General features: G+C 36.6%; 26 protein-coding genes. 7 read left to right on the top strand and 19 right to left on the bottom strand.

The features are described from left to right. The 6 genes from IGI79_RS07275 to IGI79_RS07300 form a co-directional block, all read right to left on the bottom strand. Positions 1 to 189, bottom strand: a complete 189-nt coding sequence (locus IGI79_RS07275; RefSeq protein WP_010735385.1) for a DUF2273 domain-containing protein — start codon at positions 187 to 189, stop codon at positions 1 to 3. A gap of 12 nt (positions 190 to 201) precedes the next feature. Next, on the bottom strand, positions 202 to 768 hold the full coding sequence (gene amaP / locus IGI79_RS07280; RefSeq protein ID WP_410300273.1) for an alkaline shock response membrane anchor protein AmaP: 567 nt from the start codon (positions 766 to 768) through the stop codon (positions 202 to 204). A gap of 696 nt (positions 769 to 1,464) precedes the next feature. Beyond that, positions 1,465 to 1,629, bottom strand: a complete 165-nt coding sequence (locus IGI79_RS07285) for a cyclic lactone autoinducer peptide (protein WP_010735382.1) — start codon at positions 1,627 to 1,629, stop codon at positions 1,465 to 1,467. Between the two features lie 2 nt (positions 1,630 to 1,631). Next, on the bottom strand, positions 1,632 to 2,198 hold the full coding sequence (locus IGI79_RS07290; protein WP_195339384.1) for an accessory gene regulator B family protein: 567 nt from the start codon (positions 2,196 to 2,198) through the stop codon (positions 1,632 to 1,634). Between the two features lie 102 nt (positions 2,199 to 2,300). Then, on the bottom strand, positions 2,301 to 3,053 hold the full coding sequence (locus IGI79_RS07295) for a LytR/AlgR family response regulator transcription factor (protein ID WP_410300271.1): 753 nt from the start codon (positions 3,051 to 3,053) through the stop codon (positions 2,301 to 2,303). 2 nt (positions 3,054 to 3,055) lie between these two features. Further along, on the bottom strand, positions 3,056 to 4,339 hold the full coding sequence (locus tag IGI79_RS07300; RefSeq protein WP_066025053.1) for a sensor histidine kinase: 1,284 nt from the start codon (positions 4,337 to 4,339) through the stop codon (positions 3,056 to 3,058). Positions 4,340 to 4,926: 587 nt separating this feature from the next. Here IGI79_RS07300 and IGI79_RS07305 point away from each other — a divergent pair. Together IGI79_RS07305 and IGI79_RS07310 are read left to right on the top strand one after the other, a co-directional pair. Then, the gene (locus IGI79_RS07305; protein ID WP_066025054.1) at positions 4,927 to 5,400 is read left to right on the top strand and encodes a DUF2975 domain-containing protein; all 474 of its coding nucleotides are present in this window, start codon (positions 4,927 to 4,929) and stop codon (positions 5,398 to 5,400) included. Between the two features lie 8 nt (positions 5,401 to 5,408). Further along, entirely contained in the window at positions 5,409 to 5,624 is a 216-nt protein-coding gene (locus tag IGI79_RS07310) for a helix-turn-helix domain-containing protein (RefSeq protein ID WP_010735376.1), read from the top strand. Positions 5,625 to 5,696: 72 nt separating this feature from the next. Here IGI79_RS07310 and IGI79_RS07315 read toward each other — a convergent pair whose 3' ends face one another. From IGI79_RS07315 to IGI79_RS07365, 11 genes are all read right to left on the bottom strand, one after another. After that, positions 5,697 to 7,133, bottom strand: a complete 1,437-nt coding sequence (locus IGI79_RS07315) for a helix-turn-helix domain-containing protein (protein WP_438845795.1) — start codon at positions 7,131 to 7,133, stop codon at positions 5,697 to 5,699. Positions 7,134 to 7,285: 152 nt separating this feature from the next. Then, positions 7,286 to 12,520, bottom strand: coding sequence for a putative mucin/carbohydrate-binding domain-containing protein (locus tag IGI79_RS07320; protein WP_438845796.1), 5,235 nt, complete (start codon positions 12,518 to 12,520; stop codon positions 7,286 to 7,288). Between the two features lie 472 nt (positions 12,521 to 12,992). Beyond that, positions 12,993 to 13,235, bottom strand: a complete 243-nt coding sequence (locus IGI79_RS07325; RefSeq protein ID WP_019723801.1) for a GlsB/YeaQ/YmgE family stress response membrane protein — start codon at positions 13,233 to 13,235, stop codon at positions 12,993 to 12,995. Between the two features lie 87 nt (positions 13,236 to 13,322). After that, positions 13,323 to 14,093: an Asp23/Gls24 family envelope stress response protein gene (locus IGI79_RS07330; RefSeq protein WP_438845797.1), complete on the bottom strand. Its 771-nt coding sequence runs from the start codon at positions 14,091 to 14,093 to the stop codon at positions 13,323 to 13,325. 11 nt (positions 14,094 to 14,104) lie between these two features. Further along, on the bottom strand, positions 14,105 to 14,293 hold the full coding sequence (locus IGI79_RS07335) for a DUF2273 domain-containing protein (protein WP_010735369.1): 189 nt from the start codon (positions 14,291 to 14,293) through the stop codon (positions 14,105 to 14,107). Positions 14,294 to 14,305: 12 nt separating this feature from the next. Next, the gene (gene amaP / locus IGI79_RS07340; protein WP_065096363.1) at positions 14,306 to 14,869 is read right to left on the bottom strand and encodes an alkaline shock response membrane anchor protein AmaP; all 564 of its coding nucleotides are present in this window, start codon (positions 14,867 to 14,869) and stop codon (positions 14,306 to 14,308) included. Positions 14,870 to 14,899: 30 nt separating this feature from the next. Further along, the gene (locus tag IGI79_RS07345; RefSeq protein WP_019723804.1) at positions 14,900 to 15,793 is read right to left on the bottom strand and encodes an SDR family oxidoreductase; all 894 of its coding nucleotides are present in this window, start codon (positions 15,791 to 15,793) and stop codon (positions 14,900 to 14,902) included. A 64-nt stretch (positions 15,794 to 15,857) separates the two neighbouring features. Next, positions 15,858 to 16,799 carry a magnesium transporter CorA family protein gene (locus IGI79_RS07350; protein WP_438845798.1) on the bottom strand — a complete coding sequence of 314 codons (942 nt, stop codon included), beginning with the start codon at positions 16,797 to 16,799 and terminating at the stop codon, positions 15,858 to 15,860. Positions 16,800 to 16,825: 26 nt separating this feature from the next. Then, positions 16,826 to 17,176 carry an iron-sulfur cluster biosynthesis family protein gene (locus IGI79_RS07355; RefSeq protein WP_023519736.1) on the bottom strand — a complete coding sequence of 117 codons (351 nt, stop codon included), beginning with the start codon at positions 17,174 to 17,176 and terminating at the stop codon, positions 16,826 to 16,828. A 45-nt stretch (positions 17,177 to 17,221) separates the two neighbouring features. After that, positions 17,222 to 18,124, bottom strand: coding sequence for a glycosyltransferase family 8 protein (locus tag IGI79_RS07360; protein ID WP_108146405.1), 903 nt, complete (start codon positions 18,122 to 18,124; stop codon positions 17,222 to 17,224). Beyond that, the gene (locus IGI79_RS07365) at positions 18,117 to 18,974 is read right to left on the bottom strand and encodes a glycosyltransferase family 8 protein (protein ID WP_438845800.1); all 858 of its coding nucleotides are present in this window, start codon (positions 18,972 to 18,974) and stop codon (positions 18,117 to 18,119) included. Before IGI79_RS07365 ends, IGI79_RS07360 begins: the two co-directional genes overlap by 8 nt. Before the next feature lie 325 nt (positions 18,975 to 19,299). Here IGI79_RS07365 and IGI79_RS07370 point away from each other — a divergent pair, with 325 nt between their 5' ends. The 4 genes from IGI79_RS07370 to IGI79_RS07385 all read left to right on the top strand — a co-directional run bounded on the left by IGI79_RS07370 (position 19,300) and on the right by IGI79_RS07385 (position 21,778). After that, on the top strand, positions 19,300 to 20,112 hold the full coding sequence (locus IGI79_RS07370) for a Cof-type HAD-IIB family hydrolase (RefSeq protein ID WP_438845801.1): 813 nt from the start codon (positions 19,300 to 19,302) through the stop codon (positions 20,110 to 20,112). A 13-nt stretch (positions 20,113 to 20,125) separates the two neighbouring features. Then, positions 20,126 to 20,617 (top strand): isochorismatase family cysteine hydrolase, encoded by a 492-nt coding sequence (locus tag IGI79_RS07375; protein ID WP_438845802.1) that lies wholly within the window; start codon positions 20,126 to 20,128, stop codon positions 20,615 to 20,617. A 526-nt stretch (positions 20,618 to 21,143) separates the two neighbouring features. Further along, the gene (locus IGI79_RS07380; RefSeq protein WP_010735359.1) at positions 21,144 to 21,377 is read left to right on the top strand and encodes a helix-turn-helix domain-containing protein; all 234 of its coding nucleotides are present in this window, start codon (positions 21,144 to 21,146) and stop codon (positions 21,375 to 21,377) included. Between the two features lie 38 nt (positions 21,378 to 21,415). Beyond that, positions 21,416 to 21,778, top strand: coding sequence for a TIGR02328 family protein (locus tag IGI79_RS07385; RefSeq protein ID WP_023519740.1), 363 nt, complete (start codon positions 21,416 to 21,418; stop codon positions 21,776 to 21,778). A gap of 122 nt (positions 21,779 to 21,900) precedes the next feature. Here IGI79_RS07385 and IGI79_RS07390 read toward each other — a convergent pair whose 3' ends face one another. Together IGI79_RS07390 and IGI79_RS07395 are read right to left on the bottom strand one after the other, a co-directional pair. Further along, positions 21,901 to 22,101, bottom strand: coding sequence for a cold-shock protein (locus IGI79_RS07390; protein ID WP_010735357.1), 201 nt, complete (start codon positions 22,099 to 22,101; stop codon positions 21,901 to 21,903). A gap of 184 nt (positions 22,102 to 22,285) precedes the next feature. Continuing rightward, on the bottom strand, positions 22,286 to 22,762 hold the full coding sequence (locus IGI79_RS07395; protein WP_438845803.1) for a flavodoxin family protein: 477 nt from the start codon (positions 22,760 to 22,762) through the stop codon (positions 22,286 to 22,288). Between the two features lie 419 nt (positions 22,763 to 23,181). On the opposite strand from IGI79_RS07395, the gene IGI79_RS07400 reads away from it, so the two are divergent. After that, a complete protein-coding gene (locus IGI79_RS07400) occupies positions 23,182 to 23,940 on the top strand; it encodes a hypothetical protein (protein WP_438845804.1) in 759 nt (252 codons plus the stop codon). Positions 23,941 to 24,033: the final 93 nt, after the last annotated feature.

Consider the following 24,033-nt stretch of genomic DNA (forward strand, 5'->3'; position numbering starts at 1 on the left):
CTATGATTTGAAATATTCATCTAACAATTTGGTTTCTTTTAAATAAAAACCAATACCCACACCAATAGCGGTCATGATCAATATTAAAAGAGTTTTGAAAAATCCAACTGTTAACCATAAAACGGCTAATAGTAAGCCAAGACCCCCAAAGATAATAGGGAGCTTATATAGTGAAAAGAATTCTTTCATTTGTGTGCCCTCCTATTCTACTCGTGAGTGCTGGTTGTCTTCATGATCTTTTTCTTCTTGATAACTACTATAATTGACAGCTACTTTGATCTCTTGTTCTGAACCAAGGACATTGGCAACTTGATCTCTCACTTCTTGCATCAACATTTCTGTTTTGCCAATCAGAGAAGAAGTACGTTTTAGATCGCCTTTTACATGAATATTGATTTTCTGTTTTGTTGATCGTACTTTGACTTTTGGCGATTGAATGAACTCTTCTTCGTGTAGATACGAACGAGTCAGTCCTTCAATTGCTTTTTTATCCAACGTCAATTTTCCATCTTTGTGCTTTAATACGAAGGTTCCTTTCGATTTTGGATAGAAAAGAACAAATAATAAGATGAGAACGACAACAATTGCAAAAACGACTGCAGCCCAGAAAATATATTGTTGCATAAAATAATTTGTTATCGTAAAAAAGCGAAAACGTTCCAATTGTTCAGGTAAGACATATGGTGCATTAACTAGAGCGATGATCAAAAGTACTGAAAGTAAAATTATGCTTACAATTACACCGATGATCTTTACCCCCTTATTCATTTTCCACCTCCTAAGTATCTTATTTTTTATTTTTCAACACATGACCAACAAGTATATCACTTGAGGAACCTATAGAAATACCTACTTAAAGTAAGCGCTACCAAAAAGTGCAGGCTCAAAATAACTTTGGTACTCCCTCCTGAATAGAAATCTTAAATAACAGTAACAATTATTATATAACTTCTATTGTTTCTTGCTGGCTATACTACAAGAATAGTATTCAAGATTAAAAATTGCAAAGATAATGCTCATTTATATTACAAAATAAAAAATAAAAATGACAAAATGCAGCAAGAAACGATCATTCCCCACTTTCAAACCAAATATTTTAATCTTTTATTATAAAGGATGATACCCTTTTCAAAAACCATTAAAATATTTTATAATAAGTAAAAGAAAAATGTTAGAATAATAGTTATTCAATTTAGTAAAACTATTACTCTTAGAAAGAGGTGTCATATGCTAAAAAAATCCATATATGCATTTATAATAACGATTATTTACTTGATTGTTTCCAATGCTGGTAATCTATTTTTTGGGGTGTCTAAAGAATTTAGTTGGACCACCACTCTATGGGAATCATTGTTTTTCTTTTTATTCGTTCTCTTACTACAAAATTATCGAAAGAAATGAATGAGTATGAATATCAAAAAAATAAAAAGCGATTTAGATTTTTTCTAAATCGCTTTTTTATTTTTATTTATTCATTTCATTTTTTAATGCTTCAGGCATTTTTGGTTCGTAGATAACGAATGTGCAATCTGCACCGATCGTTCCCATTGCGTAAGTTGCGATAGCTATCGCCATTGTTGAGATAACCTGCATCATTTGTAATTTCTTTGTTTTTAGACTTGTTAACATATTTACTCTACCCCTTTATTTTTAATAAACATCAACAATGTAGCAATTGCTAGACCTAACAAAAGATATGTACGAATACTGTCACTAGGTAAAAGCAAGCCGATCGTTGTGATGAACAAAATAATAAGAACCGTTTTTCTTAATCGGAAAGGTCCTTTTGCTTGATTGATCGTCCGCTCTTTTACGAATATTCCTAAACCCACGAATAGAATTCCGAGAACAAACAAAGGACGAGTCGATTCAAAACCAAGCGAAGCGGTGATCCATGGCAAAACAACCAAGAAAAGCACACTAAGTATTGTACAAACTGCACTGTTACTTGCATGAAATCCTTTCGTGGTAAAACGAACTGAGATGAATACAAGGTGTGTGATGAATACTGCTCCCACAATATGTAAGAGAAACGCAATCCCATACATCACGATCATCTTGAACAGATCAACAAATAGGATCGATAACCCATATTCCACCTTTGCTTGTTCAATCGGTGAAAGTCCTAATTGTGAAGCGAAATGTCCACTTATTTTCTTTGATAATTTTTCCTCTATTGAAATGTACTCTTCAGTCATCTTTCACGCTCCTTCGCAGTTTATTATACCTATTTTACAAATCTATGGATTATTTTATCAAAAGTGCTTCTTTTTTTGTCAAAAGTGCAAAAATCGATGCATTTATGCTTTGGGCGAAAACTCATTTTCAAAGCGAGTGGCTAATTTTTTTAAATATCTGGTAGAGACTAAACATTCTTCCCCGTTCGTCATGATCACTTTTCGCTCTTTTTTATTGATTTCTGCTATATTTGCCAAATTGACGACAAACGATTGGTGACAGCGACACAAAGAATCGCTTAATTTTTCGATTTCTTTAATTTTCCCCGCATACTCAATCATGCGATTGTCCAAGTGTACGATCAATTTATGTGGTGTTGAACTTGAACTAAAAAAGAGAATTTCATCCACATATAATTTTACATCGACGGCACCGCTTTTTAGCCAGATCTGTTCCCTGGTAGACAACGCAGTATTCATATAGCGTTCGATCGCAATATCAATACAACTGATGATTTTTTGTTGCAATTGTTCTTCATTGTCTTTGATTATATAATCCAATGCCTCTACCTTATAAAGAAAAGTAAGATAGACAAAATCGGTATAGGTCGTAACAAAAATGATTTTGGCTGTTGGATCATACTGTCGAATCTGCTTTCCTAGTTCCACACCGTTGATATCTGAATTTAAATCGATATCTAAAAAATAGATACCCTCTGTTTTGTTAGTTGATACGTAGGATAAAATATCATACGGGTTATCGGCAGCTAGTTGGAACTCCACATCATAGTCCATCATCATCACGTAATTTTTTATAATGTTGGTGATGCGGTTACGATGGATCTCTTCATCATCACAAATAAAAATTTTTAACATAGTTACCCCTCTACCTCACATATAGTTATGATTTGTATAAACTTATCATCTTGGATCTTTGTATCTAAAAATACATTTGCATTCAACTGGACTAGCTCATCCAGATTTGTCAAACCTATCCCAGAATTACCGGGTTTTGTCGTAAAACTTGCTTTCTTTAAATCATGTAATTTAGGCAAATCACGTGGACAGTTATTGATCAACATAAACGTACAGTCATTATGGTCTGCCACAATTGCTAGTTCAATTTCTGGATGTTCAAGTTCTTCTGAGGCTTCTATTGCATTGTCCAAAATGATCCCCAGCATTCTTACGAGTACCATCGTAGACACTTCCACATGATTGACCACCTCAGGCACAGAAATGCTCACATGGATTCCTTTCTGGTGTGCCATATATAACTTACTCATGATCACACTTTTGATTTCTCGAATTTTTATATTTGAAATCGAAGACATCCTAAAAATTTCTTGGTCAAAAATCGATCCTGTCGCTTTGATACTATTTCTAAAATAATCCTTTAGACCTGTTAAATCTTCAGTTTCGATATACTCTTCCAATGAAATTAGAATATTTTTGTAATCGTGTTTAAATTTTAGAATCTCTAAATAATTTTTTTCAGCTTGTTCACTGTATTCGATCAAGTAACTCATTTGACGTTTTTGCTCTCTATTTTCATATTCCGTTCTTTTTATGAAAATAAACGAAAAACAAATAATCGCTGACAATAGCCCATACAAAATCATGAATAGCTCATGTGCATCGATCAAATAAATTCGCAAATTCGGAAATCTTTCTATGACCACTAGACAAAAATAGACACAAATCGTCGCTGTTGCGATGATTCCGCTGATTTTCATCGTCAAGAGATCTTTGTAGCACTTTTCTAATAACCATGTTTTGAAAATATATGCAAAGAAGAAAAAAAGAAGGGTTCCTAGAATCACAGTTAATCTTATATTTAGAACCAAATGAAGAATCGTATAACTAAAATTGATGATATAATCGGAAAAAATATATAAACAGAATGTGACAGAAGGGATAAATAGCGCAATATAAATATTTCGCCGGAAGTAATAAGTTATGGCACATAAACTAGCCCATAAAACTGCAGTTGCAAAAACATTGATCACAAAATAAAGTGCCATATAGCAAATGATTCCAATGATCGACAAAATGACGTAATACCGATTTTTTAAATGCGTATCCAAATAGCTAGTCACCCAAAAGATGCAAGCCGTCTGAACGATGACAATCAACAAGCTTTCCAGCGTGTCTAAATTCACAAAATGTCCCCCTAATTTAAGTAAGTCCTCACGTACACAACAAACCAAAAACAACAAAGAATTGCTTCATTAACCTATTTTTCTTAAACAAAGCCTCATTTCTTCATTTTATGTATCTTTCGATAACAAAAACGTTTTAATCCTTTTCACCAAAAAAGATTGTAGCACATTTCACTAGTCATTTGGATTACATGTTGATTAATAAACTGCGTAGAACTTTTCATTTTTTCGGTAGAACCAAGGATTTTTTTTGAAATTAATAGTCTATTTACATCTATTGTAGGTTGTGCTATAATAGATATATTGCGAATCATATGTTATACGACATCTTAATTTGTTTTTATGAAATTTAATCCCACTGGCGTAACTAAAGGGTTACAAGGATGTATTAGTGGTTAGGGAATACATTGTTTAAATGAGAAAGAGTTAATATAGAGTAATCGCCTCTTTAGAGGTTTTAAGTAACACCAATGCTTCGTTAGATTGCCTTTTCTTCGGAAAAGGCAATCGTTCAACCATCAATTTATCGAAAAACGATAAATTATAGTTGAATATCAATATATACATTTTTTTAGGAGGTTAAATAAATGAAAAAACATTCACTCTTTTTAAAAACAACGACTATCGGAATATGTGTTGTTTTCGGTCTTTTTGGTCTGTTGTTCGCTACTCAGTTACTGACCAATGAATCAAATGCCCCCTTAGATTGGCAAACCACTCTATTGATTTTAGTCATTTTCACCACTCTACTATCTGGTATCATCATTGGCGGTATCATTTTTAAATTATTGACAATCATCTCTAATGACCAGACCTTCTCAGATCATTCACACCGTTTAGTTAGCTATATCCGGAAAGTAATGATTCTGATATCACTCAGTGCTTTTGGTATTTTACCAAAATTCTATCAAATGGCAGATGCGGATGATGCTCCTGGATTGATGCTATTAGGTTTTGCACTGGTTTTCTTACCTTTTGCGGGGTTAGTATTAATGAATGTCTTGATCAAAATATTGGAAGAAGCAATTCGTTTGAAGAAAAATGACGAATTGACCGTGTGAGGTGTGAGATGGCGATCATTGTTAATTTAGACGTAATGTTAGCAAAGCGGAAAATGTCAGTAACAGAACTAAGTGAAAAAGTTGGTATTACCATGGCTAATCTTTCAATTTTAAAAACTGGAAAAGCGAAAGCGATTCGCTTCACCACATTAGATAAAATCTGTGAAGTTTTGAATTGTCAGCCAGGAGACCTTCTTGTCTTTGAAAAAGATCAAGAAATCTAAATAGTTTTGGTGTTATAAAAATGCAAGTTCCATAATCTCAAGATTTGGAGGACTTGCATTTTTTATTCGTTATCAAGCCAGTAATTCTTGATAAAAGTTGATCAGATTATGGATCTCTCTTGCTTTTGGAAAGACGGATATACCGAATATAGGGATATTATAGGTTTTATCAATCGTAATATTTGAAATAATACAATCAAAATTCTCATAATTGATTAAATCTTGGGACAATGTTTTATTATTTCTAGCAACAAATTCAAAATGATTACCCAATTGTTGGTCTAATTCACTGAGTAAATAGGCGTCATATTTTAGTGTAGAGTTGGTGATGACTAACGCGCGAACTTGCTTATTATCTTCGAAGTTCTTTATTAAATCTGGCCAATACAATAATATTTCTGTAAACATAGTTGTCGCAAATTCTTCGAAATCATTTAGTAAGATATGATGTGTATGTACACAATGTTTTAACTTATTCCATAATCGAAGCTGGATTTTATTCATTTCTGAGTGACTATTTTTAAAAAAAAGTGATTTTTTTTGATAACTTATAGAGAAAGGTACCGTACTTTGTTGTAATAAAATAGTTGCTTTACGAAAGATCTTTTTTTTATCTTCACACACAATTCCATATTTTTCTTCCACTTCTTTGATAAAACTATCAATGGCAAATAGAATTGGATTTTTTTGATTGAAAGAATCTCTGACGAATAATTGGAAAACAAGTGGTTGATCGAATATAAAACTTGCCATGCGCTCATTAATCAATTCGTTGGTCTTTGGTAAACGCAAACGTTTATTTGATAGTATTTCGTACTTGAATTTTTTTTGTTTTCTACTAACCGAAACTACCCCATTATCATTTTGTAGCAATAATATCCGACCAGCAATCCAAAAATGAAATATTTTTTCTTCTTGCGGTTCCAAACTAATCAGTGCTTGTTGCAAGTTGTTTTCTTCAACAAAATCCTGCGCAAGTTGAGTCACTAGCAACCGAAAGGATGCAGGAAATGCATCTTCAAAATAATGATATTTTTCCATTAAGAACTGAACGGTCATTTCAGTAATGACTTGATCGTTTCCAACAAGTTTGATCAGTGCTTGTATTTTCAGATCATAACTCTGTAACATTGGATTGATTTTATCGACGATTCGCCGCAAGGTACTTTCAGAAATAAATAAATAGTCTGCTAATTCAAGGTAATTCTTGAATTTATGTAATAAAATAGCTTCCAAGTAGCGATATTCAATCGACTCTTGCTTGATCACTTGATAGATATAATCTTCCGTGACATGAGGTAGAATTGTTGCTTTCACTCCCTCTTCTCGAGTCATTTGGATTTTGATATCGCTGGCATAAGAATGAATATCAAGCAAGTCATTTCTTAACGTTTTGGCTGAACAACCAAGTAAATTTTCTAAGTCGTTAAAGCGATAGGTATCGCCTTCAAATAAGTACTCCAGTAACTTCAATTGTCTTTTTAATTTTTTTGACAAAATCTTCAACATTTCTATTCACCTCACAAACAAATAAAAAACACTCAAATTTGGGTTTCCCCTCCTTTGAGTGTTTCCCATATTTAATTTTAGAGGTCTTTTTTCTTCTCTAAAAACTATTTTTTCTACTATGAATAAAAAAGTGGATAAAAAATGTCTTTATTTTATTTATCGGACTCTTCTTCTAACTTTTCAGTAGATCGTTTTTTCCAGAAGAAGATACCGCCAACCAAGGCAAGTAACATAGTTCCTAGTACTGAGAGAAGTGTGTTTCGAGTGGCATTTGTTTGTGGCAAGTTGCCAGTTGCTTCAAGATCACTTCCGTCAGCTTGTCCACCTTGTCCACCTTGTCCACCTTGTCCACCTTGTCCACCTTGTCCATTTTCACCGGTCTCACTTCCAGCACCTTCTTCACTAGCACCTGGCGTATCTTCTTGGCCTTCTTCCACAACAGAGTATCTTCCTTCAGCACTTGTTGTAAAACCACCATGTGCTTCATTGACTTGGATATCTAAACCAACGATATTGTTACTTCCAAGTGCAGATGTATCGATTTGCGAATCTTCTTGTAACTGAACCGTATAAGAATTGGCTGGAATTTCGCGACCATTTACTCTTACTGTTTCAACCATAGATTTCGGATCGACTCTTTCTGTGCCAATCGCAATAGAAGCTACTCGTGTTCTAACATCTAACTCCCCTGTAGGCTCAAATCCATATTCTGTCACATTATAAACAGCAAACTGTCCTCCATAAGTGAAGTTTCTTTCTTGTTCTTCATGCATCAAAATATTGTTGTTCGCATCTTGGTGGAAGACCTTTACAACATCTCCTTCAACTACTGGAAAGGCACTTCCGCTATTGAAACGTGAGATGGCTTGTTGGATCGTTTGTGTGCCGCGAACTTCATATTGATATTTCGATCGTCCATCTTGACCGAGGATCTCGATTCCATAATACACATTATTGTCGTCCACTTGTGTCACACGATTATTTAAAATCGTGCGATCTGATCCTTGTATTGATTGGATCTCGATTTGGCGACCACTTTTCACTAAACCAAATGAACCTACTGTCTCATTTTGACGATTCTTTAAATGGATCGTGCTGCCCCATTTGACTTCATAAGGCACTTCAATGTCCGTAGCAGTAACACCATCTGCTGTGGATACGCGAACAGTCACTGATTTTTGGCCAGCTGTTTGTGTGTCGAATGTATCGATTTGTTCCACATTATATAATGAACTAGATAATTGGTGTCCGTTAAAGCGGACTTCATTGATTAGTTTTGTTGCATCCAATTCACTTGCATCTTCACCTAAAACTAAGCTTTGATTTTGTTTTTCTGCATGGATCATAGTGATTGGTTCAAACTCACCATTTTGGATTCGATAATGGGCATAATTAGATCCCGCCGTAAAGTTTCTGACCAAGTTATCCCGCATCAATAAGTTACGATTTTCTGTTTCCGCATGATAAACTTTGAATATATCCCCTTCATTAACTTCTAACGGTTGCCCATTATTAAAGCCTTGAATTGCTTGTCGGATCGTCATATGTCCTGTCACTTCATAACTATATTTGATATTATCTGGAAATAGGCGACTTTCTGGTTGCTCTGGATCAGCTAAAATTTCGATTCGATAATACGTATCACGACCAAAAACATTATTCACTGCATTATTTAAAATCGTTCCCTGTTCCCCTTGTGTCGCATGAATCTTTGATATCCCATCTTGTTCGATGATACTAAATGCACCCACAGTCGCATTTTCTAAGCCTTTCAGTAAGAACGTACTTCCCCACTTCACCTCATAAGGAATCTCCAATTCAACGGAGGCCAAGCCATCTTTCATTGCCATTCTCAAACGAACTTCTCGTTCACCAATGGTTGAAGTATCGAAATCAGATAAACGCTCGATCGTATACGTATCTTCTGCCACAGGTTCTCCATTGATCGTTACGCTATCCAACAATTCACCTAGCTCAAAACTTGTCGTATCTTGTGCTAAAACTAGTTCCTTATTCGCTGTATAAGCATCCATCACTGCCATTGGTTCAAAACCATACGCGGTTACTTCGTAATAAGCATAAGCTGAATTGTGCGTGAAGTCTTGTTCTTCTTCGTTGACAACTAACACTGAACTTCCTTCTGAACGCTGCGGATGGTAGATTTTGATTACATCGCCAAACTGAACGGTTACCGCACGATTATTTCCAAAATTATCCATCACTTGTTGTAACGTTGCTCGTCCCGGCATCTCTTGAGAGTAAATGCTTCGATCCCCACGAATGATTTCCATTGAATAGTACAAGGAAGAGTTTGGACTTAACTGCTCATCCAGTGGTGAATCAATCCCTGGGAACATCGTCAACTGGCGGACAGAATTATTACTTCCTGGTCTTAACGAGAAAGCTCCTGCCGCTCCGCCATTGGCTGAACGCATCACAATCGTATTCCCCCACTTGACTTCATAAGGGACAGTGATTTCTTTTGAGACTAACCCATCCCTCGTTTCAAATTGGATGCGTAGATCTTTCTTCCCAGCAGTGGAGGTATCAAATTCTTCTAATTGAGTCACTGTATATAGACTCGGTGCTAATTCGACCCCATTGACTGTGATATGATCGATCAGATTTGCTCCATTGATACCTGCTGTACTATCGCCCAAAGTAAACTCTTGTGGTGAAGATTCTGCAGCTACGGTAATAATTGGTTCTAACCCATTATCTGTCACTTCGTAATAGGCATAGTTTGAACCAATCGTGTAATCACGAACTAATTCGTCTTGCATGAGCAAGTTTCGCCCTTGCGAAGCACCTTGTGGATCTGCATGGTAGACCTTGATCACATTCCCTTTTTCAACTGGTAGTGGTTGCCCATTATTGAAGCCATTGATCGCGTCTCTGATCGTGGAATTACCAGCTACTTCATATGTATAATTCGAGCTAGTTCCTCCCATGATCTCGATGGAATAATAGGTATCACGACCAAAGTGGTTGTTAACTGGATTCGCGAGATTTGTACCACTTACGCCTTGAGACGCATGCAGCGCAAATCGTCCGTCTTCTTTAAGCAAACTAAACGCACCAACTGTTGCTTCATTTAGTCCTCTTAAAACAAAAGTATCTCCCCAATTCACACCATAATCTACTTCAATTTCATTAGAGGCCAAACCATCGTTCATATTGATCCTCAAACGCATCTTACGTGTACCAATCGTACTCGTATCAAAATCGATCAATGATTCTACAGTATAGTGACTACTATCGATTCTTCGACCATTGATCGTCACATTATCAAGTAATGAGCCTGGGTCAATTGTTGAAGTATTCTCTCCCAAAACAAAGTTTTTTTGTGCAGCTTCCGCTTCCATGACTGCCACTGGTTTGAATCCAGATGAAGTGACTTCATAGTATGCATATTCTGTATCATAGGTAAAATCGTGCTCTTCTTCATTCATCATCAAGACTGAGCTATTGGCCGATCGCTCCGGATGATGGATTCGGATCACATCTCCCAACTGAACATTAAAAATATTATCAGTGTTCCCAAATTGATTGATCACTTGTTGTAAAGTGGACCTATTTAAAACATCTTGATTATAGATCACATTATTATTTCGTAAAATCTGAAACGAATAATATCTAGAAAATGGAGCAGTCTGTGGGCCTACAGGTGCATTCATGTCTGTTTGCAAACCACTCGTAATCCTTAATGGGATAGTATTTGAATTCGTATTACTCAATAATAAAGAGAATGCTCCTGCTGATTGACCGGTAGCAGACTTCATCAAAATGGTATCTTCCCAACGAACGTTGATTGTTCCTTCAATTGTTCCTCGAGTTGTTGCATTCACATCTGGACGCCTTGCTTGAACAGTTAATCTGAATGGTTGTTCTCCCACTAAATTGAAGTTTGGCTCGAGCGAATCATCCATAATCAACTGCAAACTATTTCGATCGACTGGCATTCCTCGGAATGTCACATCCTTGATCAAGTCTCTATATAAATTACCGGAAAAAATGGACTCTGTACTTCCAAGTCTTTGAACACCTGCAGGATTCAATTCTAACTGTAATCCTTCATCTGGAACAATCGTCACATTCACACTTTCTGTTGCTTCTCTGCCATCTTGGGTACGCACTCTTGCATGCCAAATGAAATTCCCTAAGTTAGCGGTACTGATCGTATTTACCCACGTGAGTTGATAACTGCCATCATGTGCGATCGTAAACAGCTCTTGCGGCATAGGGTTCGGATCATTTTGACGAATCGTTACTTGAGGATTGGTCGCGGAAATCAATGGTTTTATTTCGATTTCAATAGGAAGCGTGACAGCTGGTCTACCGGTTTGATCAGTAACACTGACTTCTATGCGTTGCTTACCTAATTGACTTGTATCAGGTTGTGTTACCCATTCATACCGTACCGTTCCCCTCGTATTGTGAGCATCCACAAAATGTTCTGGATCAGGAATACTCTGTTGATGTTCCAGAATCAGTGACCCAGATTTTGGATTAAGACGAATACTGCCAATATCAGTTCCAGAAAAATCGATCGTGAAACTAGTCGAGCTACTCTCTAATCTCCAACGCCCATTACTAATTCCTTGCGATTCCCCCCAATAAGAAAATGGAAATCTGCGGATCTCAAATTCTTCTTCTTGAGGCGGTGCTATTCTTAAACGGGTAAAGACCACATTCATTTCGCCATCGGTTAGATTATTATGTAAGGCGCTCAACGACGGAGTGACTTGCATCCGCCAGTTCCCACTCTTCGAATCAGCAACCACTGTGTACACTGCTCGTTGAGTATCATCATTTCGGCGCAAAGGACTTAAATTACGAACAAGATACCGAACATAATCATCATAAGCAAAACCAGGAGTGAAGTAGTACATTGGGGTGACATTTCTTAAAATAACGTTATCCCCTATGTTAAAATTATCTTGTGTCAGATCTAGGTTACTTCTGATCCCGTCTCTTAAGCGACCCGTCAACATGTCCCCTAATTGCCTATCGCGTAGGTTACTTACATCCGGAATCCACGAAGGTACATCTTGTGCGTGGGTGGGATTTAATATTTGCTCTAACGAATCACTCCGTTCTTTTATTTCTTCTTTACTTAGATTCTTTAAATCCTCTTTGCTTAGTTCATTTATTTCTTTCGAGTCAGTTTGCTCTTTCTCTGGTTGTTTCTCTTTTTCATTTGTTTCTTTTTTTCCTTTTTCCTCATTCTTTTTTTCTCTCTCATTAGTAGTCGTCCTTGCCTGTCTACTTTGGATCGGACCTAGTGCATTGAATGCGGTCACTGCCTGAACAACTGTGCCATTGAGATTGCCTAAAGTCAAACCTAGGATCAAAGCACTGTTCAACAGTTTTCTTCTTGTTCTCAAATTATTTCCTCCCTTTATCAAACAATCAGAGAAAAACTTTTTCGTCTGGTTTATTCTCTGTTGATAGTCGTTTCTTTTTCTTAAAGGATGTTCGTAGTAATTCAAATGACTCTTTTATAAAAACGTTATGTATTTTGCGTTTCTTAATCGTCTTTTTACTATTCACTCCTTTTTCAAATCATTTAGAAAAGCATTAAAAAGCTTTACTTCTTCAAGTTTATCGGTCATCAATGTCTTGTGTAACGTCATTTTTTCCCTTTCGATCGGGAGTAATTGAAAGAAGATTTTTTGTGAGAAAATAATTTTCTAATCATCTATTTGCAAGAACGCCGAAAGGACAACAAAAAAGAAGGATCTTCACTTCGTTGAACAAGTCAACTTGTAAAGATCCCTCAAATCAAATTCCCGATAATTGAATGTTACCGATTATTTCAAAGTAAAAGAATTTTTGCATTCACCACAAATTTTCTTCTTACAATTTACGTGCAAAGAATGAAACGATCAATACTAAAATGATCGCACCGATCAATGAAGGCACGATTGCCATACCACCGATTACTGGTCCCCATGAACCTAACACTGCTTGTCCGATTGCTGAACCAACAAGTCCTGCAATGACGTTAGCAATGATCCCCATTGAAGAACCCTTATTTGTGATTGCTCCTGCAATTGCTCCGATAACTCCACCTACGATTAATGACCAAATAAAACCCATCTGTATTTCCTCCTATAGTGTCTAGCCGATTTTTTCAATGCGACATCTCATTTATTTTAATTAAAAGTTTTTACTCACCAAGATATTTTATTGTACTCTTGGCTCGTTGTTTTCTTTTACTTTTTCTGTTCCTTTGCTTGCTGCATGTTTTGCTTTATCTGTTTGTTCAGATGCAAATTCTCCAGTTGCTTTTGCAGCATCTGTCACTTTATCTTGAACAGTAACTTGATCTTGTTCAAATTCTTCTTTTGATTTGATATCTGTCACGTTGACATTCACTTCGATGACATCTAGATGTGTCATATTCGCTACTTCTTCACTGATGATTTCTTTCATTTGTTTAAAGATATCTTCAATGTCTTTACCATATTCAACGACGATCGACATATCAACAGCCACTTGTTTTTTCCCAACTTCTGTTTCGATGCCTGCTGTTTCATTGTCCGTATTGACTAATTTACCAGCAACATTGGAGAAGAAGCCTCCATCTACTGTTAATAGTCCGTCGATACGTTCTAATGCGATCGCAATAATTTTTTGAATGACTTTGTCATCATAAGTTACTTCACCGTTCATCGATTCTTCACTGCCCTTCACGTCATTTGACTGTTTGTTTGCTTCATGAGTTGGAGTATGCGCACCAGGAGTTTTCGCTTCATGATGTGGATGATCGTGGTGTTCTTTTTGATCATGCGCAACTTTTTCTTCTACATGCGGCACCACTGGATCTGGATGTGCAGACACTGGCGCAGTTTTATTTTTTTCATCTTTGATCCCTTGTGCTTGATTCGGTGTTGTTGGATCTGGATGTGCTGATTTCGGTGTATTTCCGTTTTGATTTGAATGATTGTTTTCCATGGTAAAGCCTCCTAAGATTTAAAGTAATGTTCTAAAATTCCGGTTCTTTTTAAATACATGCCGATGGCTACACCAAGCGCAACCATAATCACGATCAGCAATGTTTTAAAAAATCCGACAGCTACTAGTAAAATAGCTAATATCAATCCAAGCGCGCCACAAATAATTGGGAGCTTGTATGTCGAAAAGATCTCGTTCATTTTCTCTCCCCCTTACTGTACTCGTGAGTGTTCGACTCTTTTTGATTGTGGTGAGTCAAAACCGGTATAATTGATCAAGACATTCACTGGTTCATCTGTGCCGATGATTTGTTTTACATCGCGCTCAATGTCTGTCATTAACGCTCCTGTTTTACCGATTAATGATGACGTACGTTTCAACTCGCCTTTTACTTTTACGTCAATTTTATTTTTTGTTGCTTTGATCGTTACTTTTGGGGAAGAAACAAATTCTTCTTTCGTCAATCGTGAACGAACCATTCCTTCGATTGCTTTTTTATCTAATGTCAATTCACCGTCACCTTTTTTTAGTAAGAATGAACGGTAAGTTTTTGGATAGAATAATAATACTAGAATTAATATCAGTGTTAACACAGCAAACGCTGCGGTTACCCAAAAGACATATTGTTGTACATAAAAATTTGTTAACGATAGAAAGCGGAATTCTTCCCAGTTAAACGGCAATGGATAAACTGCGCTCAGCAACATAGCAAATATTAAAACTGATAGTAGAAGGATCAGTAAGATCGCTCCTATTGTTTTTGCTCCTTTGTTCATTGTCTCGCCCTCCTAGCTTCTTGTCACTGATTATAGATTAATGGCTTCTCCACCAGTGATACCGTAAATCTGTGCTGTGACATAGCTTGCTTTGTTTGATGCTAAAAAGACATAGACAGGTGCTAATTCAGCCGGTTGTCCTGCACGTTCCAACAAAGCTTGTTGTCCGAATTCAGGTAGATCTTCTTTTGGTTGACCTGCATCTAGTTGCAATGGTGTCCAGATTGGACCTGGTGCTACACCGTTGACACGAATACCTTTTGGTGCCAATTGTTTCGCTAGACCGATCGTGAAGTTCGCAATCGAAGCTTTAGTTGCCGCATAATCCAACAAGTGTTCACTTGGATTGAATGCTTGGACTGAAGTCGTTGTAAGAATGGCTCCACCTGCTGGAATATGTGGAATTGCTTCTTTCACAAGTGCAAACATTGCGATGATATTTACAGCAAAAGTATCTTTTACTTGTTCCAATGGGATTTCTGCAATTGAAGGAGACGAAATTTGTTGCGCCGCATTAAGCACAAGTGTGTCTAATCCACCAAAAGCATCCACTGTTTTTTGGATGATTTCTTTTGGTGCAGCTTCATCTCGCAAATCATAAGGTAATAGTAAAGCTTTACGTCCAGCTTCCTCGATATAATGGGCCACTTGTTGCGCGTCTTCTTCTTCACCTGGGAAAAATTGAATGGCTACATCTGCACCTTCTCGTGCAAAGGCAATGGCAGCGGCACGTCCAATCCCAGAGTCTGCGCCTGTGATCAAGACACGACGATTTTCTAGTTGTTCCGTACCTTTATAGCTTTCTTCGCCGCAATCAGGTACTGGCTTCATATCCTTTTGTAAAGCGGGTGTTTCTTGATCCTGTTTTGGAAACTCTTCTGTGTGATAAAGCTTTCTTGGGTCGATTAAATTTGGTTCTGTCATAATGATCCTCCTATTTTTTAGTCATAACTGACGTTATAAATTTGGGCGTAAAAGCCCATATTAATTATTTTGTGTAATCTTTTCTAAATAAATGATACCCTAGAGCAGCAGCCGCAAGAATCGATCCCCCTAATACTAAGAGAAAACCAGTTGCTGAATCTTCTCCTGGTAATCCACCGGTATTCATCCCCCAAATCCCTGCAATCATCGCAGGCACAGAGATGATCAACGCCGTAGAATCCAGATATTTCATCAGATGATTCAGATTATTGTCCATCATTCCGTTGAACAGATCGCCAATACTTTCTAACAGATCACGATAAATCAAAATCATCTTCTCTGTTTGACGTTGTCTCAAACGAACGTCATAAAGCAACTGTTCATCATTGACACGTTCTTTGAATTCAGGAGTCTCCCAGAGGAGGTCCATTGTCTCTTTTTGATCCCGCAACGTATGATCGATGTAAACAATATCTCTTTCTAAATCAGCCTGCTTATACAATTCTTCATTTTCTGTCGTTTTTCGTGCTTCTTGATCTAGCGAATCAATACGCGTTTTCATTTCACGAAGTTCTTTGACAAAATGGGTATAAATATCTAATGCCGCATAAACAATCACTTTTTCGAAAGAATCGATTTTATTACCATGATGTTCAATCAGCCGATCGATAAAATTGGTTTTTTCGTCTCGACAAGTAATCAATAAGTCATTTGATATGACGAAAGATAATGGTGTCAGACGACGTTCGATTTTTTCTTTTTCACTTGAAAGGTTGAGCAGTACTAAGGAAATCGGGTTGTTCAAACTTGTTCCTGATAGATGTTCTAAGCGGGAGACCTCTTCTGGATAAGTCATACCGACAAATATATCTTCAGGGAGTTGATAGGTTCGAGTAACCTGTTCGATTTCCTCAGTATCGCTCGTATCAATAACAAGCCAATTAAAATGTTCTTCATCTGCGGCTATTACTTTCTTGTTTTCATCAATCAAGTAATATTCCAGCATGGTGAATCGTCCTTTCTAGTGTGCACTCAGCTAAAGAAACAATTAGTTAGTTTGATGTTATGATCTAGCACAGCAATCTCATTTTCCAATGAGAAACTATTTAATACATGATCATAATCCATCGTCAAATGTTTGCCTAAATAGCATTGTTCACTTTGTGATGTATAGATTTCTAGCGAAGGATGATTGATTTTTGTGACGTATAGTCCAAACTCAGTAACAAAAGGGATAATTTGGAAAAAGCTACCTTTCGCACACGCTCCTTTGTCTCTAAGGAAAGGATCTTTACTATTGATCAATGCAAGCGCTAATTTTGATTGTTCGCCTGCTTTTTCCTTTAAGATGTCCATCGCATTTCTTGTCAGCGTGATTTCCATATCGATCATCTCCTCTATATAATAGTAAGTTTTTTCTATTATCGATCAATGACTCAATTCAGTATTTCGTTGAACACGAGCGTACAATGGATATTTAGGGAATGATTTAACACAACGAAAAGCGGTCATATTTGCATACTTTTCATAGTATTTTTTACTAGCACCTTTAAACTCTTCACTCCATGGTTTGATATGCCCAGAGTAATGGATGATATAAGGCTTACGACGTGCTTCTTCGTACTCTTTTTCTCCTTGAGCTGTTGGATGTTGTTTTGCTTTCGCCATGATGTAACCTTGTGCGTTCCATTTTGGATGCAAAGCAATCCAACGATCGTGTAAGATAGCATTCAAAGCATCTTGGTCATGGAATCGAAGTTTTTCTGGGTTTTCTTCGATGAATTTTAGAACGTTTTTCGTGATGTTTTGTTCTAACCATTTTTCAACATTGATCAGCATCAAGCCGGAGTTAAAGTAACGCATTGAATCTGCTTCAATCTCCATTTTTTCAAGACGTTGGTGGAAACCAGCATCTTCAACTGCTGCCATCACTGCGCCGTTAAATTCTAGATCCCAAAGCTTACTGATATCGTTCAACGCGATCATGTCACAGTCCATATAAAGGATACGTTCGATATTTTTCCCTCTAAATAACTCAGGGATCGCAATACGATAGTATGCTGTTTCAGGGATACGATCACTTGTCACTAAGTTTTTGAAGAATTTTTTGTTGATTTTCAAAAATTCAACATCTGTATTCATTCGGGAATTTTTCACTGAGTAACGTAGAAGATTTTTACTTTCTAATTCAATATCATCATCAATCACGTAGAAACGTACAAACACTTTCGGGTCACTATTTTCTAAAATTGACACAAACAGTGCTGCTAGATGAGGCACAAATTTTGTATTACAACTAGAGACAACTGCTACTTCTTTTCTTCTATTCATTTACCTCGCCTACTTTCATTAATACGCTATGCGCTAGATTTTTTAGATAGATTTGTGTATAAGGATGATCCTGCAATGTATTCCAAGGTTTATCATGCCCTGTGAAATGAACGATTGAAGGAGCTTCATTCCCGCTCTTATATAACTCTTCATATTTCTTATCTGGAGCTGGATGGCGTTCAAAAATCAATGAACATTGCATGTTCCATTTTGGATGAAGTTGTTCCCAATCTCCATATAAGACACCATTCAATGCGTCTTGGTCATGATAGATAATCTGTTCACCATTTTCTTTTAGGAATTGGATCGTTTTATCTGTAATATCTTTTTCATTCCATTGATCAATATCGATCACCATGACACCTGAGTTAAAATAATATTCTTCTGAATCGATTCCTAGGCGTTTCAACGCTTTCGTTTGTCCTGGATCAATTACTGCCCCAATTGTTTTACCGTTCAATGATTCGTCATATAATGCAACGATGTCATCCAACACTAAAACGTCCGCGTCTAGATACAACACTTTTTTATAATTGTATTTTGCTAAGATTTTAGGTAGAGAAATTCTTAAATACGCAGTTGTTGTAATATGGTCACTGACTAAGAAATCTTCATAAACATCTTTCTCAACAGTCAAGAATTGAATACTTGCATGCTCCGAATGCTGTGCAACTGTCTGGCGCAATCCTTCTTTGCTATATTCTGATATTCCATCGTCGATTACGTAGAAATATATATGTCTCATCTTATTCGCATTTTCCAGTGCCGTTGCAATCATTACGCTTAGATAAGGAGCATAATTTTCATCTGAAGCAGTCACAACCGGTACAGTCCCATACTTAATCTCCATCAAAATCACTCCTTTTTTTAATCTTTTTCTAACCTATTCTACATCTACAATATGCCTACTTTTTCCTGAAAGCAAAAGATATGCTTTGTTTTTTATGAATATTACCCAAAATTTGCCCTTTTTTATGAAAATGAAAACGAAAACATTAAGATTGTTATGCTTTTTTATACAGCGGTCTTAACCATTTCCTTACTAATATCCTTTTCTCCATTTATGAAAAATCTTTTTTGAAAAAATTCAAAGAGTTAAAGCATTTTATTTTTATTTTAGAAGTTTCTCATTTAAGCTATTGGTGAAAGAAAAAAGACTAAGGGAGCGTAAAAAGATGAAATTAGCAGCTATTGATCTAGACGGGACCTTGCTTGATTCCCAAGGAGTTGTCCCACAAGAAAATATTCGCGCATTAAAAGCTTTCTCCTCTAATGGAGGAATCGTAACGATTGCAACAGGAAGAAATAGTATTTCTGCCAAGGATGTCTTTGCACAATTAGGCGTCAGCGGCTATTTGATTTCTTCTAACGGTGCATTGATTTCCGAAATGAAAGATGGCAAGATCGATCATGTATTAAGACGTTCAAAAATTGAAGTTCCTATCTTAAAAAAAGCTTTTTATTTAGCAAAGGAAGCAAAAATATCAATTATCGCAAGCCGAGAAACACAAGATGACCAAATCACTTTTGACGAAAACGCCTTAGTAAAAGATGATCCTTATTATCAACACTTCAACTTACAAAACCATTCTTTCGATGAGATCACAGCACAGTTGGACGATCCTTCATTGAGCTACTTGAAACTGGCACTGACGGATAAGAATGAGGAAAAACTACAAAAGATCCAAGTAGAGTTGGAGAAAGAAGGAATTGATTCTGTCTTTTCAGACCCGCATTTCTTGGAGATTACTCCTAAAAATATTACAAAGGCACACTCTCTCTTATTTTTAACTGAGCACTTAGGATTATCTCCAGAAGATGTCATGGCGTTCGGTGACCAAGAAAATGACTTGGCAATGCTTGAGTTCAGTGGATTAAGCGTGGCTATGGGCAATGCGCAAGAACAGGTCAAAGCTTTAGCAGATGAAGTGACAGAAACCAATGACGAAGCTGGTGTCGCAAACTTTTTGAATGATCACTTTTTATAAGGAGAGATGACAGATGTTAGTCGTAATCGATATGCAAAATCATATTTTAGATCCATCTAGTGAATTTTATATAGAAGATGCCGAAGCATTAGTCGAACGAGTCAATACACGTTTGAACCAGGCACGTGCAGCGAATGAATACGTGCTATTCACTCGAGATATCCCTATCGAACGTAAAGATGAGGCAGAGAGCGAAGACCTCAAAATCATTTCTGCACTCTCCCCTCTACCAAATGAGCGGGAAATCAAAAAATACTACTTCACTTTGCCTCCAGAAACGTTAACAGAGATCAAGCATTTACTTTTTGAACGTAAAGAAGAACAAAAAACAATTGAAGTAGTTGGGATCGAAACCAATCTATGCGTATTGTCCAACACGATTGCTTTGCAAAGTGCCTTTCCAGAAGCTGACTTTATCATTGATTCATCTCTAGTCAGCAGTCGTAATCACGAGCCGCAAGCACTTAAACTTCTAAAAGACTTCAATGTTTTTGTCAAAGAGTAAATGATCTAATCAGTCAAAAAAAAGATGGAATGAAGATTCCACCTTTTTTTTGATTTTCTCAAATAATGCGCCTACATAAGAATCATGTTTTTTATCGAAATATTTGTTCAGAATCGCATAACATGCTATCTTTTATCTAGTGAATATAAATCTAGTATATTCTCAAATAGAATAACTCAAAATACAATTTATGCACGAATAAAATATAGCTATGGGAGTTTATTTATTATGCTGGAATTGAGCCGACTTGCTTTTATTTTTCCTGTTTTTATATTTGTACCGATCGTCTTTTCGTTTATCAAATGGACGAAAGAACGAAAAAAAATCGCTTTAAGTAGTTTGCCTGCGATTTATTTTATGTATAAAATATTAAACTATCAGTTTTTCGAACCCTTCCAGATCTTCACATTTAATTTAGTTGGGTTCATTTTCTCCATACTCTTTGTCATTGGGTATTTATTTTATCTAAACAGAAAAAATAAACGTTAACTCTCATAGATAATTATTTAGAGAAAGGTGAGGTAAAATGACGATTGAAGAAGCGATTTTACTGGATACACTGCATTGCCGTTTAAACTTCCTCAAAGATAAAAAGCATTTAACTACACCACAGGTTGCTGAAAAAGTGAACTTACCGATTGAGACATATAAAAACTATGAAGATGGAAAAAATATACCTAGTATCATCGAATTGATCTTTATCGCAGATTTTTACGACACGACCATCGATTATTTGATTGGTCGAACGGAAGCATCCTAAACACTTAATTCACTGTTTTAGAAAGAAGGTAATATTATATGCGCTTATGGCATCAAAGCCTCTTGCAATCACTTCCGCGCCAACAATTATTAGGACAACATCGCGAATGTTGTGCTCTGAGAGGCAATGGTTGGGGACGAAAACATGCGACTGTCGATTACGTATTTACACATTCGCCTTACAAATTATTTCAGTATCATTTGTTAGTAATGGAAGAAATGAAGAAACAAAATTATAAACCTGGTGAGGAATGGTTTGATCCCTTGTATCGAGGAAAAATTTGTGAACCTTATTCTACCCTTTCCCCTATTGAATGGACCTCACCACTTTATCCAGAACATGATCAAATCTACTTAGCCGAATGTGTGGCAAACTTAGAACAGAAAGGGATCATCTTGTAAACAAGCAATAATACATTGCTCTATCAAACCTCTCGATTGCTGAATCGAGAGGCTATTATTGAAATTAGACATAAAAAAACTGCTCTTTCGTAAGAAAGAGCAGTAAGATATCAATCGTTTGATTATGCTTTAACGATGTTGATTGCTTGAGGGCCACGTTGTCCATCTTCAACATCAAAAGTCACAGCTTGACCTTCGTCTAATGTTTTGAAACCGTCACCTTGGATAGCTGAAAAATGAGCGAATACGTCATTTCCATCTTCACCAGTGATAAATCCAAAACCTTTGTCTGCGTTAAACCATTTTACTGTACCGTTATTCATGTATATTTCCTCCTGATACGTATCAACGTACGTTTATAGTGCAATAAATATTTGATAGGCAAAAGGAGTCTTATAATGTTTAACTTATAGCTCAAATTACGTTTCAAAATAGATTACTTTTATACTATAGCATGCCCTTTTAGAAAACACAACTATAAACCCTCGGTACTTTCAATTTCTCTATTCATCTCATTTGTTTGATTTGTTCATTAGATGAAGCAATGTCTTTCTTCTGATAAATTATCCCTAACTTCTGCATCAAAAACCGGTCACTCACATTAGACAGCATTCGTCTAATTCCGCTGATAGCTTCCTCTGGCGCAGATCCTTGAATAAACCAGAAAACCGATTTTTGATACAAAGGAGCATCTGGTGTGTCTAACCCATACTCAAATAGATCCGTCCAGCGATCAATAAATGTTTTTAACAAACCGGTCACATCCCACCAGTAGATGGGCGTACCAATCACCAAGACGTCAGCTTGTTTGATTACTCCCATGACTTTGTCAAATTCATCCTTTTCGGTCATCTGTCCTAACTGATTGATCGAATAATCAACTAAATGCAGGACCGTATAGTCGATATCCTTTAAGATTTTTTCTCCCCATCTAACGGTCATCCCCTCTTTGTTCGGGCTTGCATTAATAAACAAAATGCGCATATTAACTCCTCCTCTGTCCAGTTTTTCATCCTGACTCTCTTTTTCATGTGAACTCTTGGTTTATTTTTATATTCGAACGATTATGATATCAAATCGATACTTTTCTTCATCAAATATAACATTTTTTACATTAAAAAAACAAATATTAAAAAAATAATCATCCATTAAAACTCTCTGTTATTATGTTCATCTTAATGATAAAATAAAGTTTGTTTGTTATTATTTCTTTATATAATTATAACGTTGTGCTTTCTTCTACCACTATTCTTTTTTGATTTATCTACACTCTCTAACTGGCTTTCGTCGGTTCGATTCCGACATAGAGAATACGGTCAATCACCGTAAATAAAACCAATCGCTTTTATTAGGGGGAGCTTTGTATGAAAGCGATCTATTTTTCGTAGAAACAGGAGGAAAAAATGAATTTATTGTTGTTATTGTTAGGATTAATCAGTTTGATGCTTGGTCTACATCTATTTAGTCGATCAAGTAAAAGAAATGGAAAAGCTTGGCAGCGCCATCTCATTTTATTTAGTGCTTTATTCGGTTTACTACTGATCAGTAGCGCTTGCGGATCTGGAACCAATCAAGCGTCAAAAGCAGATACTGCTACTTCGGAAACAACTTCAACTTCTAGTGAAGAAAAAGCCCAACGAGAAGCGGCGGAAAAGAAAGAATTAGAAGAGAAAAAGAAAGAAGAAAAATTAGCAGCTGAGAAAAAAGCACAAGAAGAACAAGCGAAACGTGAAGCAGAAAAGAAAGCGCAAGAAGAACAAGCAAGACTTGAAGCAGAAAAGAAAGCGCAAGAAGAACAAGCAAAACGTGAAGCAGAAAAGAAAGCGCAAGAAGAACAAGCAAGACTTGAAGCGGAAAAGAAAGCTCAGGAAGAACAAGCTCGTCTCGAAGCAGAACAGGCAGCACAAGCACAGGCAGCGGAACAAGCGCGTATCGCTGAAGAAGCTCGTGTGGCTGCTGAACAAGCAGAAGCCCAGCGCGTGGCACAAGAACAAGCAGCCGCAGCTCAAGCGCAACAGGCACAAGCAAATGAAGCACAAGTCTTAGTTACCAGAACTGGAGCAAAGTACCATACGCATAAGTGTGGTAACGGTAATTACTATCCTGCGACAATGAATGAAGCATTGGCACGCGGATTGACCCCTTGCGAAAAATGTTACTAAAATAATTGATGCAGTATACGAAATGATCGCTCTGATCTCGTATACTGCTTTTTTCTTATCAATTTCATAATCTAGTCTACATCTTCTTATCCC

Origin of the sequence: Enterococcus sp. AZ084 (assembly GCF_051714905.1) — a bacterium.
GTDB lineage: Bacteria > Bacillota > Bacilli > Lactobacillales > Enterococcaceae > Enterococcus_B > Enterococcus_B pernyi.